A 15,628-nucleotide genomic window follows, 5' to 3' on the forward strand; every position below is an offset into this window, starting at 1 on the left:
CTGCTGGCAACCGCTGTCAGATTTCCTCGCCCTTTTCCAACAGTTCCTCGATCAGCTGCCGCTGGATCCCCGGACTGTCGCCACCGCCAAACTGCATGGCTCCGCCGGTGTAGAGCGTGCCATAGGTCCGGGCAATATTCACTGTTTGGCCTAACGAGGAAATCAGCTGATCTTTCTTCAGCGGCGACAGCGGGTGGATGAACACCGCCCACAGCTGCCCCTTGGCTACCGCGTAGCGCGCATCCAGGGCGGTGTCGAAATTCGCCTGCATCATCCGCATCAGTTCCTCTGCCGTCAGCCCTTCCGCCGGACGCAGCGGCACCATTGCCCGCATCCTGTCTGCCGCCGGATCCGTGACAACCAGCATCGGAACACCTGAGATTGTGAGCTGGAAACCGCGCCCGACCGGCTGCGCTGCGTCATCAAGAGCAAAGAGGATCCGGCCCAGCCGCTCATAGCTCATCGGCGGCTCGGGTTTTTGCTGCGCCAGCGCAGGCGCCGCCAGAACACACGCCACGAAAATTGTCCTCAGCCAAGCCATGGAAACACCCCTTTTCAGCATTCCATCTCAGGCTAATGCGCTCATGCTCAAGCCGCCATGCACAGATGAGTGAACCGGGATCTAATGATTCAATAGGCAGTTTGGAACGATCTGCACAATCAACCGAACGTTCAGAGATTAATCGTCCCGCCCTTTGGATCTAGCTTCAGATCACCGGGCTGCAGAGCCTGATTGCACACCTGAACCTGATGAGGAAAATCATGAAGACACTTCTGACAACCGCCCTGATTTCGCTGTCCGCAGCATTTGCCGCCCCGGCCTTTGCCGCCGATGAGGTCAATGTTACCAATGGCATTTCGGCTGGCGGCGCACCGCTGGCGGCTCATGGCGTCGATCTGGTGGCGCTGCTGGACAGCCGCAACCCGGTTGAGGGCGTCGCCACCCATTCCGTAACCGTCGACGGCGCCTCCTATTACTTCGCGTCTGAGGAAAACAAGACGGTGTTTGAAGCCAATCCGTCGCAGTACCTGCCCCAGCACGGCGGCTTCTGCTCCTATGGCGTGTCAGTGGGCAAGAAGTTTGACGGCGACCCGGACCAGTACCTGGTGCATGACGGCAAGCTGTTCCTGTTCCTGAACGCCGCCACCCGCGCTGCCTTTCTGGAAGACGTGGCCGGAACCGCCAAGACTGCGGACAGCCAGTGGGCCGAGATCAAGCACACCGCCGTCGGCGCGCTCTAATCCGGCCTCAAAGAAGGCGGGCAAATGTCGTTCTCATTCTGTCCGTCTTTGCCCCGCAGCTGGTGCGTCAGCTGCGGGTTTTACTGATCATGTAGTGCTCAGGGCAGCTTCTCGCCTGCCTCTCGGCGGGCCTCAATCACTGCCATCGCCTTGGCCAGGGCGTCCTCGATGCTCAGATCGCTGGTGTCGATCAGGATCGCATCCGCCGCCGGGCGCAGCGGGGCCTCGGCACGGTTCATGTCGCGGTCGTCGCGGGCCTTGACGTCGCCCAGCACTTCCTCGAGGGTCGTCACCTTGCCCGCAGCGGCCAGTTCCAGGAAACGGCGGCGGGCGCGCACTTCTGCGCTGGCGGTGACAAAGAATTTCACTTGGGCGTAGGGGCAGATCACAGTGCCGATGTCGCGCCCGTCCAGCACCGCGCCGCCTGCACGGCGGGCGAAGGCGCGCTGGAAATCGACCAGCGCCGCGCGCACACCGGCTATCACCGCCACCTTGGACGCGGCCTGCGCCACTTCCGGCCCGCGCAGGTCGTCGCGTGCCAGATCTTCAGGCGTCAGGTTTTGCGCGGCCTCAACCGGCGCCGCGCCGTCCAGCATTTTTGCTCCGACGGCACGGTACAGGAGGCCGGTATCCAGATGGCCGAAACCATAGTGCGCCGCGAGCGCCTTGGACAATGTGCCCTTGCCCGCGGCAGCGGGGCCGTCGACGGCTATGGTGAAGCTCTCGCTCATGTGCGCTCCAGCTTGGCGCCGAGGTCCCCCATAAGGCTTTCGAAGATCGGAAACGAAGTCGCGATCGGGCTGCCGTCGTCGACAGAAACCGGGGTCTGCGCGCCCATGCCCATCACCATGAAGGACATGGCAATGCGGTGGTCCAGAAAACTCTCGCAAGTGCCGCCGCCCGGCACGCCGTCAATGCCAAGGCCGGTGACTTCCCACCAGTCCTCGCCTTCGTCGACAGTGACACCATTGGCGCGCAGGCCCTTGGCCATCGCGTCGATGCGGTCGCTTTCCTTGACGCGCAGTTCCTTGACGCCCGCCATCATGGTTTTGCCTTCGGCGAAGGACGCCACCACCGACAGCACGGGATATTCGTCGATCATCGAGGCCGCGCGCTCCGGCGGCACTTCGATGCCCTTCATATTGGGCGAGAACTTGGCGCGCAGATCGGCAACTGGTTCCCCGCCTTCTTCGCGCATGTTCTCGAATGCCAGGTCCGCACCCATGTCCTGCAGGGTGTAGTAAAGGCCCGCGCGGGTCGGGTTCAGGCCGATGTTGGGCACCAGCACGTCGGAGCCGGGAGTGATCAGCGCCGCACAGACCGGGAAGGCGGCGGAGGACGGATCGCGCGGCACGGCGATGACTTGCGGCTTCAGTTCCGGGCGGCCGGTCAAAGTGATGACGCGGCCTTCTTCGGTTTCCTCGGTGGTGATCTCTGCACCGAAGCCTGCCAGCATCCGCTCGGTATGGTCGCGGGTGGCTTCTTTCTCGATCACAACGGTCTTGCCCGGGGCATTGAGGCCTGCGAACAGCACCGCGGACTTCACCTGCGCCGACGGCACTGGCACCTCATAGCGGACCGGAACCGGATCCGCGGCGCCCACGATCGTCATCGGCAGGCGGCCGCCGGAACGGCCGACGGACTGGGTGCCGAACAGCGCCAGCGGGTCGGTCACGCGTGCCATCGGGCGCTTGTTCAGCGAGGCATCGCCGGTGAAGGTCGCGGTGATCGGAGAGGTTGCCATCACCCCCATGATCAGCCGCACCCCGGTGCCGGAGTTGCCGCAGTCAATCACATTGTCCGGCTCGGCAAATCCACCGACGCCAACACCGAACACAGACCAGTTGCCGCCGCCATGGTTCACCACTTCAGCCCCGAACGCCTGCATCGCCTTGGCGGTGTCCAGCACATCCTCGCCCTCCAGCAGGCCGGAGATTTTCGTCTCCCCCACCGACAGCGCGCCCAGGATCAGCGAGCGGTGCGAGATCGACTTGTCGCCGGGCACCTCTGCCACGCCCTTGAGCGGGTCAGCACGGTGGGAGGTCATCGGGATGGGCGTGCCGTGTCCGGACATGGGGCTTCCTTCGTCTGTCGGTCGTTCGTCTGTTCGTTTGCGCTATCGGTAACGGATTGGGTCTGGCCGGTCCAGCGTAATTGGCCTCAGCCCAAGCGGCGGAAAGTCAGGTAATGCGGGGTTCGCCCCTCTCGCAGGGCCTTCTGCTCATAGCGGGTGGAGATCCAGTCTCCCCAAGGCTGGCGCCAGTCGGCTGGGCCTTCGGCCAGCCATTCGAAACCGGCCTTCGGCACCTCCTCCAGAGTCTGGCGCACATAGTCTGGGATATCGGTCGCAACACGGAAGATCGCGCCGGGCTTCAGACAGCGGGCCAATGGTTCCAAGTGCTCCTGCGTCACAAAACGGCGGCGATGGTGGCGCGCCTTGGGCCACGGGTCAGGATAAAGAAGGAAGGCGCGGGAGATGGAGGCGTCTGTCAGCACATCCATCAGGTCGCGCGCATCGCCGGGATGCACGGCGATGTTGTCCGCGCCCGAATTGCGGATCTTGCCCAGCAGCATCGCAACGCCGTTTATGAAAGGCTCGGCGCCAATGATACCGACATCAGGGTTGCTGACCGCCTGATGCACCAGATGTTCACCGCCGCCAAAGCCGACCTCCAGCCAGACATCCTTACCGCCAAACAGCGCGTTCAGATTGAGCGGATTACGGTCCGGGTTTTCCTCCCAGCCGACCGCACCGGGGCTGAGGCTTGCAAGGTCTTCGTCCAGATAACGCTTCTGGCTGTCTTTCAGGGTCTTGCCCTTGAAGCGGCCATAGAAGTTGCGCCAGGGTGCACCGCTGGCGTGTTTATCGGCCGCATTTTCTGCTGCGGGCCGGGCATCCTTGGACTGGTCGTCGCGGGGCTTCTGGTCGCCGGACATGCGTCTGGGCTCCTGTTCGAGGCGTCTTTTGAAAGGCTGGCCGCCCCTGTGCCGCAAGCAAGCCCGCGGGTCAAGCCATCTACGGGGTTTGCCCTGGCCGCATCTCGCGCAGCACCCCCGCCGCGATCAGCCGCAAACGGCTGGGATACCACTCACCGTCCGGGTCCGTGCGCAGCGTCTCGATGGCGAAACCGGGATCGACGCCACGCTCCACCATATAGCTGAGGTGCTCGTACACCTCTCCCTGGGTGTCCTGGTAGATCCACGAACCGAATTCAAACGGCGTCGACCAGCGGCGGCGCTTGCGTTCACTGCGGTAGTATTTGTGCACAGCCTCTGCCGGCCAGTTGCGCTGGTGGAAACCGATGCTGGAACCAATTGTCATCCGCCTGCGTCCGCCCGCCAGAAACACATCGACACAGGCGCTGATGCAGGTGCCGTCAACCAGAGTGTCCAACTCGTACTCCAGCACCAGCCCTGCAATTTCCTCACCTGCATAGACACTGCCGCCGACGCTGTTGAGCTGCAATTCCGTGATGTCCGGGCTCTTCTTCAGGATGTCCCGCAGGTTGGAAGCATCCTCCTCTGTAATTTCGGCCAAATCGCCTGTCACATCTGTTTCTGTGTCATAGACAAGCGTCTTGCCCAGCAGGCTGAACTTTTGCGGCAAGGCCTCCTTGGCCCCGGCAGCAGACGCCGTAAGCAGGCAGCAAAGCAAAGAAATCACGCGCAGCATCACGTCTCCGGCTGATTGAATCCTGCATGGCACTATGGCTCAGGCTTCCGTGTCACTCCACCCCCAACACTTCAGACATTCTGCCGGAAGATTTCGCGCCACCGCCCGCACACGCAAAAACGAAAGGAGCGGGCCATACGGCCCGCTCCCCGATTTCACTGGTGCCGGTCTCAGACCGCTTTTCTCAGAGCCTCAACGAGATCTGTGCGTTCCCAGCTGAAGCCGCCGTCCGCTTCCGGATCGCGTCCGAAATGCCCATAGGCCGCGGTGCGCTGATAGATCGGCTTGTTCAGGCCAAGATGCGAGCGGATGCCACGCGGGGTAAGATCCATGACCTGATCAATGGCCCGTTCAATCGCGGCCGGGTCAACCTCGCCTGTGCCATGGGTTTCGGCATAGATCGACAGCGGCTTGGAGACGCCGATGGCATAAGACAGCTGAATCGTGCACTTCTCAGCCATACCCGCGGCGACCACGTTCTTGGCCAGGTAACGCGCGGCGTAGGCCGCCGAACGGTCCACCTTGGTCGGGTCCTTGCCGGAGAAGGCGCCGCCGCCGTGCGGTGCCGCGCCGCCATAGGTGTCGACGATGATCTTGCGGCCGGTCAGCCCTGCGTCGCCATCCGGGCCGCCAATCACGAACTTACCTGTCGGGTTCACGTGCCACTGGGTGGCTTCTGTCAGCCAGCCTTCGGGCAGGGTTTCGCGGATGTAAGGCTCGACAATGGCGCGGATGTCCGCAGAGGTCAGGCTTTCGTCCAGATGCTGGGTCGACAGCACCAGCGAGCTGACGCCAACCGGCTTGCCGTTTTCATAGATCACTGACAGCTGGGATTTCGCATCCGGGCCAAGCACCGGCTCGGTACCGTTCTTGCGCACTTCGGCCAGGCGGCGCAGGATCGCATGGCTGAACTGAATCGGCGCCGGCATCAGCGCGTCGGTCTCGTTGGTGGCAAAGCCGAACATAATGCCCTGGTCGCCGGCCCCTTCGTCCTTTTCGCTCGAGGCATTGACGCCCTGCGCGATATGGGCGGACTGTTCGTGCAGCAGGTTTGTCACTTCCACGGTTTCGTGGTGGAACTTATCCTGCTCGTAACCGATATCCTTGATGCAGGCGCGGGCGATATCCTCAATCCGGCCCATGTAATCGTGCAGCTTGTCCTGATCGGACAGTCCGACCTCCCCCCCGATGACAACACGGTTCGTGGTGGCGAAGGTCTCAGCTGCCACGCGTGCTTCGGGCTCTTCCGCCAGGAAAGCGTCGAGAACCGCGTCGGAAATGCGGTCGCAGACCTTGTCCGGGTGGCCTTCGGAAACCGATTCCGAAGTGAAGGTGTAGTTCGTACGGGTCATGAAAAGTGCTCCATTGGTTAATCCTTGCCACGCCAGGAAGCCGTTGTGGCAGGTATCAAGCCGCAGTACGCGGCCCATCCGCGCGGGTCAATCTATATTCCAATAGAGTTAAGCTGCTATGACCGCGGCGCAAGAGCGCGGGGGAGAAAGATTGCCGCACCCGCAACAAGGAAACACAGCAGCAAAACCGGCCAATCCCCGGTCCGGCTGTAAAACGTCGGCGGCAGCGGTGCTGGCAGGGCTGCATCAATTCTGCCAGCCTCTCCCAGCGGCAGCTGATCCAGCAGCGACCCGTCCGGCGCAATCATGGCTGAGACACCGGTGTTGGCCGCCCGGATCATCGGCAGGCCTTGTTCCAGCGCCCGCATCCGCGCCTGTGCCAGGTGCTGATAGGGGCCTGAGCGGGTGCCGAACCAGGCATCGTTGGTGATCTGCACCAGCATCTCAGGACGGGTTTCGGCGGCGTTCACATCCTGGGGAAAAACAGCTTCGTAGCAGATCAGCGGCAAGGCATTGCCGATGGGCAGATCCATCACCCGGGCTCCCGGGCCGGCGGCATAACCGGCACCTGCCTGAGAGGCGAAACCGTGGATCCCGAAGCGGGCCATAAAGTCGCCAAAGGGCACATACTCCCCGAACGGCACCAGATGCGCCTTGTCATATGCAGCGGCTGGCATCCCGTCTGAATCCAGAAGCACCGCAGAGTTGTAGTAGGCGCCGTCCTCCTCGCGCTGGATACCCAGCAAGACCGGGACACCACCGCCCCGTTCGGAAATGGCCTGCAGCGTGTCACCGGCATAATTCAGCAGCTGCGGCACCGCGGTTTCCGGCCAGACGATCATGTCGGGCCGCGGCTCCTCGGCTGAAAATGCCAGCGCGCGACGGACGAATTCCCACTTGTGTTCGGGGTGCCACTTCTGGTTCTGCGGCGCATTGGGCTGAACGATACGCACTGTGTCGTCTGTCAGCACCGTTTCTCCGGGATGCGGTGCGCCAGCAACGGCGGCGGCGGCCAAACCCAGAGGCAGAAGCGCGGCGGCAGGTTGCGCCCGCAACAAGGCGAGCGGCAGGAATGCGGCAAGCGTCAGCAGCGCCAGCCCCTGAGGCCCGATCCACGGCAGCAGTTCGGCGGCAGGCGTATCAATCCAGAACTGGCCAAATGCCGCCCAGGGAAATCCGGTCAGCAGATAGGCGCGGGCAAATTCTGCCAGCGACCATACCGCCACCAGCATCGGAAGACGCACCACTCCACGGCTGAGACGGGCGGAGATGCCAAAAGCCGCTCCCCAAAAGAGGGCCAGGCCAGCGGCAAGGAAAACCAGCGCAAAGGGGGCCATCCAAGCGTGGCGCTCGGGGTCAACCTGAAACGGCTCAATGATCCAGGAGAGGCCGAACGTGAAATAGCCCAGTCCGAACAGCCAACCCGCCAGACCAGCGGCGCGGGCGGAGCGAGCATCCAGCGCAAGCCAGCCAGCCGCAGCCAGCGCAACCGGCAGTCCCGCCAGCATGTGCCAGGGCGCCAGCGTCAGCGAAAGCAGCGCGCCGCTGCCAAAGGCCAAAGCCGCCCGGGCCAGACACAGCTGGCGCGCGGCCTGCCGCAGCCCAAGTGCCATCATGCAGCGGCGTCCGGCAACCGTACCCGCAGCCGCTTTATCCGGCGCGGATCAGCGTCCATGACTTCGAACTCGGCACCTTCGGGGTGTTCGATCACCTCGCCGCGGGCAGGCACCCGGCCAGACAGCATGAAGACCAGCCCGCCAAGCGTGTCGATCTCCTCCTCATCCACGTCATCGTGGCTGGTCAGCGAATGGCCCGTCTCCGCCTCGAACTCCGGCAGCGAGGTGCGGGCCAGCGCGATGTAGCAGCCGGGCTTCTCCTCGAACCAAGTCTGAAGTTCGTCGGCGTCATGCTCATCCTCGATTTCACCCACCACCTGTTCGATCAGGTCTTCGATGGTGACAAGTCCGTCAACACCGCCGTATTCGTCGATCACCAGAGCCATGTGGCGGCGTTCAGCCTGCATCTTGGTCAGCAGCACGCCGATTGGCATCGACGGCGGCACGAACAGCAGCGGACGCAGCATCTTGGAGAGATCGAACTCCGAGGTGCCGCCGTTGAATCCATGCGTCAGCGAAAAATCCTTGAGGTGGACAAAGCCCAGCGGCGTGTCCAGTGTGCCCTCGTAAACGGGAATGCGGGTAAAGCCGCTTTGCCGGAAAATGCCCACCAGATCATCCTTGGCGACAGTGACTGGCACAGCAGCAATTTCAGCAGAGGGAATGGCGACGTCTTCGACCCGCATCCGGCGCAGGTTGATCATACCGTGCGGGCCTGTTCCCGGCGCTGGCTGTTCGCCGCCGGTGTCCGGACCGTCCTGCGGATCGGCGCTGAACACATTGCGCAGCCGCGTCCACAATCCGGTATTTTCAGAGGCCGGCGCATCCGCCGCCGTGCCATTGATTTCCTGCGGCGCGCCCTGCGCCGCGTTAGAACTGCCTTCTATGTCGCCCATCTTTCCATTCCAAAAACCCCGGTCACGGGGCGTCCTCACGATAATATGGGTTCGCGATACCCAGTTTGCCAAGTAGCAGGACCTCAATCCCTTCCATCAATGCGGCATCGCGGTCACGAATGTGATCATAGCCCAAAAGATGCAACAGTCCGTGAATGAGCAGGTGACGGGTATGATCGGCCAGGTTTTTTCCCGCTTCGGCAGCTTCCCGGGCGCAGGTATCATAAGAAATGGCGATGTCACCCAGCGGGATTTCCCCTGTAAAATCAACCTCTGGCAGCAAAGGCGTTCCGCCATCCTCCTCGGCCCCCAGCTCCTCTGCCGGCCAGCTGAGAACATTGGTAGGCTTGTCCTTTTTCCGGAATTCAGCGTTCAACTCAGCGATCCGGGCATCGTCGCAGGCCAAGAGCGAGATTTCGCAGACTTCCGGATCTAAGCCGAAATGTGCCAACACAGCAACGGTGGCGTCTTCCGCCAGCGGCTCAAGGCCGGCCTCCTGCCAACGGCTGTCTTCGATGGAAATGTCGAGCATCATGGTACGGTTGCATAAGCGGGGGCCAGCCCCCGCACCCCCGGAGTATTTTCACAAAGATGAAGCCCGATTGAGTGCGTGCGTCAGGCCGGTGTCGAATCCGCGTCATAGGCCTCAATGATCGCGGCCACAAGCGGGTGGCGCACCACATCACGGGCAGTAAAGTAGTTGAAGCTGATCTTGGGGATGGTTTTCAGCAGCCGTTCGGCATCGGCCAGGCCCGACTGCACCCCGCGCGGCAGATCGACCTGTGACCGGTCGCCAGTGATCACCATGCGCGACCCTTCACCCAGGCGGGTAAGGAACATCTTCATCTGCATGGTCGTGGCATTTTGCGCCTCGTCCAGAACCACAAAGGCGTTGGACAGCGTGCGGCCGCGCATGAAGGCCAGCGGCGCAATCTCGATCCGCTTGTCCTCGATCAGCTTGGCCAGTTGCTTGCCCGGCAGGAAATCGTTCAGCGCGTCGTAAAGCGGCTGCATGTATGGGTCGACCTTGTCCTTCATGTCGCCGGGCAGGTAACCGAGCTTCTCCCCCGCTTCTACCGCCGGGCGCGACAGGATGATGCGGTCAACATGGCCGGTGATGAACATCGAAACACCTACAGCGACGGCCAGGTAGGTCTTGCCGGTACCAGCGGGGCCGATGCCGAATGCCAGTTCGTGTTCAAAAAGGGATTGAACATAGGCCTTCTGCGCCTCGGTGCGCGGCTCCACCAGCTTCTTACGGGTCTTGATCTCCACCCGGCCGCCGCGGAACATCTGCAGCTGACCGTCGGGCTCAGCATCATCGCTCTCAGGTCCCATGCGCAACTCGCGGTCGATGTCGCCGCTTTCGACACTGCGGCCGGTTTCCAGCCGGTCATAAAGGGCAGTCAGGACCCCGGCGGCCTGTTCACGCGCTGAATCCTCGCCCATCACCGACAGTTGATTGCCGCGGCGAACGATCTGAACCCCCAGTTTTTGTTCAATGTCAGCCAGGTTGCGGTCATATTCGCCGCACAGGTCGATCAGCAATCGGTTGTCAGGAAATTCCAGCAGCACTTCGTGGGTTGCGGTCTGGGTCTGCGGGTCATTCAGGGCGCTGATGGCCAAGCTGATCTCCTCAATCTGGCGTTGCCCCTTCAGTCTGCCTCTGCGGCAGCGTTTGCGCAAGCAGGCGCTGCGCAAAATCACATTTTTGAAACAATAACAGCCGCCCCAGAGGGCGGCTGCAAATCAGGCAGCAGGCAAGCGTCAGATCGGATCGCCAAAGGTCGAACCGTCCTTGAACGGGCCCGTTGCCAGAGTTGGCGGAATGTCGCTGTTGCAGACCGGTTTCCCGTCGGGCGTTCGGCGCAGGTCAGCGTAGCCCTCAAGACCATCATCGATGATCCAATGTTCACAACCGTTCGGGTCAACCCAGATGCCGGCGGTCAGGTTCGACAAATGGCTGTTGCTGCCATCGCCAACGTGAGCATCGCGGGTTTTATCGAATGCTTCACTGCAGGCACCAAGCAGGGAAATCACCGCAACAAGACCAAGCGTTCTTTTCATCATCATGATTTCCCCCCTCAGCGCAGGCAATAAATTTCGACACGGCGGTTCTGCGCCATGTTGGCAGCGCTGGTGTTGGGCACCCGCGGATCGCGCTCGCCGTAGGCCCGCACGCCTGCAATACGCGCACCGGCCGAACGGCCAACTGCAGCCACGGCGTTTGCACGGCGTTCGGACAGGCGGATGTTATATTCATCCGACGCTCTGCTGTCGGTATGGCCCGCAACAACGAAAGACCGTGCACCGTTGCCCCGCGCCTGCTGGAAGAACTGGCGCAAACGCTGCTTGCCTGCTGAATTGATAAAGTGTTTGTCCGTAGCAAAGAACTGGTCTGTCGGCATCACGCCGCAGATATTGCCACGGCGGCAAACCGGCTTGCCATCCGGTTTGACATGCGGTGTCATATAGCCTTCAGCGCCATCATCCATCACCCAGTGCTCGCATCCGTCCGGATCGACCCAAATGGTCGGCACATAACGTTCGCCTTTGATGGTTCGCTGCTGTGATTGGGCGCTCGCAGGCGCAGCGGCGATGCTGAGCGCAGCCGCGGCAGCAGCGGCCAGCGCAATCGCCTTGTGCAGTTTGAATGTCAACACAACCGAAATTCCTTCACCTTAGCCCCCCCCCAGGGAGCTGTCTCAAACCTGGCCATCGCTCAGGCCATAAGAGTAAACCTATCTGATTTTTAAGTTAAAACATTCCGAAAATCGGACAAATGCACAAGCTGATTGAACGCCCCCAAAGGACACTCAGCCCAACATTGAGACATTGTTGCCAGCTGCGAAGCAATCGTGTCGGCAGACGCTGCAGAAATCCCCCGGACTTGGGGCTGCCCCGGCGGGCTGCCGGGGCGATTCGCCGATCAAATCAAGGTCTCAGCCGATCAGTTCGCCAGCCAGGGAGTTCGCTCCAGAAGACACAATACGAACCCGGGCAAGTTCGCCAATACCGCGGCTGCAATCAGCGACATGCACTGCATGCAGGTAGTCGGATTTACCCACCATCTGCCCGGGCAAGCGCCCGGCCTTTTCAAACAGCACCCCAACTTCACGGCCAACCATGCTGTCCTGCACTTCGCGCTGCTGCCGGGTCAGCAAGGCTTGCAATCGCTGCAGCCGGTCGTCTGCCGCGGCAGGATCCACCTGCGCGCGTTCCGCCGCGGGGGTGCCGGGACGGGTCGAGTATTTGAAGGAATAGGCGGTACCGTATTTCACTTCCTCCACCAGATCCATGGTGGCCTGGAAGTCCTCCTCGGTCTCCTCCGGAAAGCCGACAATGAAATCGCCGGAGATCAGAATGTCAGGCCGCGCGGCGCGGATGCGCTCGATCAGGCGGATGTAGCTTTCGGCAGTGTGGGAGCGGTTCATCCGCTTGAGGATCTTGTCAGACCCCGCCTGCACCGGAAGATGCAGATAGGGCATCAGCTTAGCGCAGGTGCCGTGTGCCTCGATCAGGTCGTCCTGCATGTCGTTGGGGTGCGATGTGGTGAAGCGGATACGCTCCAGACCGTCGATCTTGTCCAGTTCCCAGATGAGCTGCGCCAAGGTCAGATCACCGTTGGGGCCTGCGCCGTGATAGGCGTTCACGTTCTGGCCGAGCAGGGTGATTTCGCGCACGCCGCGCTCCACCAGGTCCTGCGCCTCGCGCAGGATACGGTCTGCCCGGCGCGAAACCTCGGCACCTCGGGTATACGGCACGACACAGAAGGCGCAGAACTTGTCGCACCCTTCCTGCACCGTCAGAAACGCAGCCGGGCCGCGCTTTGCCTTGGGGCGGTTTTTCAGTTTCTCGAACTTGTCTTCCTCGGGAAAATCAGTGTCCAGCACCTTCTCCCCTGCCCGTGCCTTGGCCTCCATCTCTGGCAGCCGGTGGTAGCTTTGGGGTCCGACAACCAGATCGACCAGCGGCTGGCGGCGCATGATCTCCTCGCCTTCGGCCTGTGCGACGCATCCGGCGACACCAATCTTGAGATCCGGCTTTTCTGCCTTAAGCCCTTTGAAACGGCCCAGTTCGGAGTATACCTTTTCGGCGGCCTTTTCCCGGATATGACAGGTATTAAGAAGGATCATATCAGCGTCATCTGCCGATTTCGTCTCAATATATCCTTCGCCGCCCAGCGCCTCGGCCATCCGTTCGCTGTCATAGACATTCATCTGACAGCCATAGGTCTTGATAAACAGCTTTTTCGGGGCGCTCATGCAGGTCAGCCTTCCAGCCAGGGTGGGTAAACAGCGGCTTGCATTACAGGCAAATGCCGCGGCTTGCAATGGAGCCGCATTTACCCGATTTTGACTGCAAAGGCCAGAAAGGCAGGGCAGACCAGCATGATGTACTCCTCGCTGAAGGATTTCCTGAAACAGGGCAAACCACTGCTGTCCCAGGGACCCGTGGCTCTGGTCTTTATTGAAGATGAAACGGAGATAGCCACCACCCTGCGCCACCATCTTCAATGCGGTTTCAAGGCGGTGGCGGCCTTGATGCCGGATGCCTTTGACCTGCCCCAAGATGTGCGCGCATTGGTGCATCGGGTGCCGTATGACTGCGGGTCGGACGGCGCCGTCACGGGAGCCATCAACGAGGTTATCGCTGCGGCTGAACCAGGCTGCTGGCTCTACTACTGCTATAACGCAGAATACCTGTTTTTTCCGTTCTGTGAAACGCGCGGGATCGGAGAGATGCTCACTTTCCACACCGAGGAACGCCGGGATGCGATGCTCACTTATGTGATTGACCTCTACGCCGGCGATCTCAATACCTGCCCCGGCGCGGTGTCGCTAGAAGACGCGTATCTCGACAAATCCGGTTACTATGCGCAGTCGCGGAAGGATCCGGAAACCGGGCACCCGCGCGAGCGGCAGCTGGATTTCTTCGGCGGTGTTCGCTGGCGCTTCGAAGAACACATTCCCGCAGCCAGCCGCAAAATCGACCGGATTTCATTGTTCCGTGCCAGGCCGGGTCTAAAACTGCAACAGGATCACACCTTCAGCGAGCAGGAATACAACACATACGCGTGCCCCTGGCACCACAACCTCACAGCTGCGGTCTGCTCCTTCCGCACCGCCAAGGCGCTAAAGCGGAATCCAGGCTCCACTTTCGATATCAAAACCTTTCGCTGGCACAATTCCGCGCCGTTTGAGTGGCATTCGCGCCAGCTTCTGGACCTCGGCCTTATGGAACCCGGGCAATGGTTCTAAGGCAGGCGTAGCGCCAATGTGTTCTGGTCCTATTCGATATCTGCGCCGAAGGGCTGATTGTCTCCGGTAACACCCAACTGCCTGAGCTTTACAGCCTGATCGCGCGTTGCCAGCGGCGCGGTGCGGACTTCGGCAAACAGTCTATTTGTTCCCAGCCAGACCTTAAGCGGGCAAAAAACTGAAAGACCGTGAGGAGCAGGCCGCAACCTGAAACTTTCCAAGCAGCCTTTCGCTATAACTAGCCAGCCAGTTCTGCCAAGGAACAACGGTTCACAACCTTTGTGCCGATACAGATTGACCGGCCTTCCGAAGTACCTTCAACCATGGCAGTCAGCTCACACGCTGCCTTGCGACCCATTTCCCGGTGGGGCACATGCACAGTGGTCAATGAGGGGCTGACAATCTCAGCCAGTTCGATGTCATCAAACCCTGTCACAGAGACCTGCTCAGGCACATTGATCCCGAGTCTTCCGGCTTCCCGCAGTGCGCCGGCAGCCAGCACATCGTTGCCGCACATAACCACCGTTGGCCTGGGGACGATTGCCATCAGCTGGCGAAAGGCCTCTGCCCCTTTTTCAATCTCATAATCCGTTTCAATCATCGCTAAGGTATTTGCGTCCAGGCCGCTGTCAGCCATCGCCCGCCTGACACCCTCCACCCGGCCTTTTGCCCGGTCATTTCCCTGTGTGTTTCCGGAGATCATAGCAATCCGCCGGTGGCCAGCAGCAATCACGCTCCGTGCCAGTTCACACATGGCGTCTGCGTTGCTGAAACCGACAGAAGGCCGCTGCGCCTCGGGATCGTAGGACCAGGCGACCAGTGACGGGACCTGATGGCGCTCCAGATACTCGTAGATTTCTGCGTCGCGCGCGTGCCCGATAAGCAGCAGCCCGTCGGCGCCGCGGGCCACCAGGGTGCGGATCTGCTCGCGTTCCGCCTCAGGGTCGTAGGCCGAACTGGACACCAGGAGCGTATAGCCGTTCTTATGCAGCTGATCCTGAAAGGCCTGCAGGCCGCGGGCAAAAATGGCATTGTCCATGGTCGGAATGATGGCGCCGATGGTGAAGCTGCGTTTGGCCGCCATCACGCGCGCCGCGAAATTCGGTGTATAGCCCAGTGATTCGACCGCCTGCATCACCCTCTGGCGGGTCGCCTCAATCACCCGATCGGGAGAATTCAGGCAGCGCGACACCGTGGCGGTCGAAACGCCAGCGGCCTTTGCAACATCGTTAAGTGTTGGTGCTGAGCGGGTTTTTCCCATGTGACGCCTGCCATTTCCTTTACCTTTCGTCATACCACAAAACACAGCGCTTTCCAGCCATCTATGTAAGCGCTTGCATTATCAATGTAAGCGCTTACAAATAGGGTTGAGATAATAAGCTGGGAACTTGCGATGTTTCTCTGGGCCTCCGCTGCCGTATTTGCCGTGTTCTTTGCCAATGTCGCTACGGGCGCCTTTGGCGGCGGTGGCTTTCTGGGCGATGTCGGAGAGATGCTGGTTCTCTTCGCTGCCTCGATCCTGTTCGTGGCGGCAATTCTCAAACGCGAAGCTGACCACAAGAACAAAAACGGCAGCTGACGGATTTTA

The 15,628-nt window shown here is 61.1% G+C and carries 17 protein-coding genes and 1 riboswitch; of the genes, 3 read left to right on the plus strand and 14 right to left on the minus strand.

Features of this window, described 5'->3' with window-relative positions:
• Nucleotides 1–16: 16 nt before the first annotated feature.
• Complete coding sequence (locus tag K3725_RS17095; protein ID WP_260016465.1) at nt 17–541, minus strand: hypothetical protein; 525 nt, start codon at nt 539–541, stop codon at nt 17–19.
• Between the two features lie 221 nt (nt 542–762).
• Here K3725_RS17095 and K3725_RS17100 point away from each other — a divergent pair, with 221 nt between their 5' ends.
• Nucleotides 763–1,242: a YHS domain-containing (seleno)protein gene (locus K3725_RS17100; protein WP_260016466.1), complete on the plus strand. Its 480-nt coding sequence runs from the start codon at nt 763–765 to the stop codon at nt 1,240–1,242.
• A 98-nt stretch (nt 1,243–1,340) separates the two neighbouring features.
• Here the strand turns inward: K3725_RS17100 and K3725_RS17105 are convergent, their stop codons facing one another.
• The 12 genes from K3725_RS17105 to miaB all read right to left on the minus strand — a co-directional run bounded on the left by K3725_RS17105 (nt 1,341) and on the right by miaB (nt 13,044).
• A complete protein-coding gene (locus K3725_RS17105) occupies nt 1,341–1,973 on the minus strand; it encodes a d(CMP) kinase (protein ID WP_260016467.1) in 633 nt (210 codons plus the stop codon).
• Entirely contained in the window at nt 1,970–3,316 is a 1,347-nt protein-coding gene (gene aroA, locus K3725_RS17110; RefSeq protein ID WP_260016468.1) for a 3-phosphoshikimate 1-carboxyvinyltransferase, read from the minus strand. Before aroA ends, K3725_RS17105 begins: the two co-directional genes overlap by 4 nt.
• A gap of 86 nt (nt 3,317–3,402) precedes the next feature.
• Nucleotides 3,403–4,179, minus strand: a complete 777-nt coding sequence (locus tag K3725_RS17115; protein WP_260016469.1) for a tRNA (guanosine(46)-N(7))-methyltransferase TrmB — start codon at nt 4,177–4,179, stop codon at nt 3,403–3,405.
• 79 nt (nt 4,180–4,258) lie between these two features.
• Entirely contained in the window at nt 4,259–4,915 is a 657-nt protein-coding gene (locus tag K3725_RS17120) for a hypothetical protein (protein WP_260016470.1), read from the minus strand.
• A 170-nt stretch (nt 4,916–5,085) separates the two neighbouring features.
• A complete protein-coding gene (gene metK, locus K3725_RS17125; protein ID WP_260016471.1) occupies nt 5,086–6,267 on the minus strand; it encodes a methionine adenosyltransferase in 1,182 nt (393 codons plus the stop codon).
• Nucleotides 6,268–6,273: 6 nt separating this feature from the next.
• Nucleotides 6,274–6,322: riboswitch (SAM-SAH riboswitch) on the minus strand.
• A 61-nt stretch (nt 6,323–6,383) separates the two neighbouring features.
• A complete protein-coding gene (lnt, locus tag K3725_RS17130) occupies nt 6,384–7,883 on the minus strand; it encodes an apolipoprotein N-acyltransferase (RefSeq protein ID WP_260016472.1) in 1,500 nt (499 codons plus the stop codon).
• A complete protein-coding gene (locus K3725_RS17135; protein WP_260016473.1) occupies nt 7,880–8,779 on the minus strand; it encodes a hemolysin family protein in 900 nt (299 codons plus the stop codon). Before K3725_RS17135 ends, lnt begins: the two co-directional genes overlap by 4 nt.
• A 22-nt stretch (nt 8,780–8,801) precedes the next feature.
• A complete protein-coding gene (gene ybeY / locus K3725_RS17140) occupies nt 8,802–9,314 on the minus strand; it encodes an rRNA maturation RNase YbeY (protein ID WP_260016474.1) in 513 nt (170 codons plus the stop codon).
• Nucleotides 9,315–9,394: 80 nt separating this feature from the next.
• Nucleotides 9,395–10,405, minus strand: coding sequence for a PhoH family protein (locus tag K3725_RS17145; protein ID WP_260016475.1), 1,011 nt, complete (start codon nt 10,403–10,405; stop codon nt 9,395–9,397).
• Nucleotides 10,406–10,546: 141 nt separating this feature from the next.
• Nucleotides 10,547–10,852: a hypothetical protein gene (locus tag K3725_RS17150; protein WP_260016476.1), complete on the minus strand. Its 306-nt coding sequence runs from the start codon at nt 10,850–10,852 to the stop codon at nt 10,547–10,549.
• Between the two features lie 11 nt (nt 10,853–10,863).
• Nucleotides 10,864–11,442 carry an OmpA family protein gene (locus K3725_RS17155; protein ID WP_260016477.1) on the minus strand — a complete coding sequence of 193 codons (579 nt, stop codon included), beginning with the start codon at nt 11,440–11,442 and terminating at the stop codon, nt 10,864–10,866.
• Between the two features lie 279 nt (nt 11,443–11,721).
• Nucleotides 11,722–13,044: a tRNA (N6-isopentenyl adenosine(37)-C2)-methylthiotransferase MiaB gene (gene miaB / locus K3725_RS17160; protein WP_260016478.1), complete on the minus strand. Its 1,323-nt coding sequence runs from the start codon at nt 13,042–13,044 to the stop codon at nt 11,722–11,724.
• Nucleotides 13,045–13,170: 126 nt separating this feature from the next.
• Here miaB and K3725_RS17165 point away from each other — a divergent pair, with 126 nt between their 5' ends.
• A complete protein-coding gene (locus K3725_RS17165; protein ID WP_260016479.1) occupies nt 13,171–14,040 on the plus strand; it encodes a glycosyltransferase family 2 protein in 870 nt (289 codons plus the stop codon).
• A 238-nt stretch (nt 14,041–14,278) separates the two neighbouring features.
• Here K3725_RS17165 and K3725_RS17170 read toward each other — a convergent pair whose 3' ends face one another.
• A complete protein-coding gene (locus K3725_RS17170) occupies nt 14,279–15,301 on the minus strand; it encodes a LacI family DNA-binding transcriptional regulator (RefSeq protein WP_260016480.1) in 1,023 nt (340 codons plus the stop codon).
• Between the two features lie 132 nt (nt 15,302–15,433).
• On the opposite strand from K3725_RS17170, the gene K3725_RS17175 reads away from it, so the two are divergent.
• Nucleotides 15,434–15,619, plus strand: coding sequence for a hypothetical protein (locus K3725_RS17175; protein WP_260016481.1), 186 nt, complete (start codon nt 15,434–15,436; stop codon nt 15,617–15,619).
• The last annotated feature ends 9 nt before the right edge of the window (nt 15,620–15,628 follow it).

It is taken from the genome of Leisingera sp. S132 (genome assembly GCF_025144465.1).
Taxonomy (GTDB): Bacteria; Pseudomonadota; Alphaproteobacteria; order Rhodobacterales; family Rhodobacteraceae; genus Leisingera.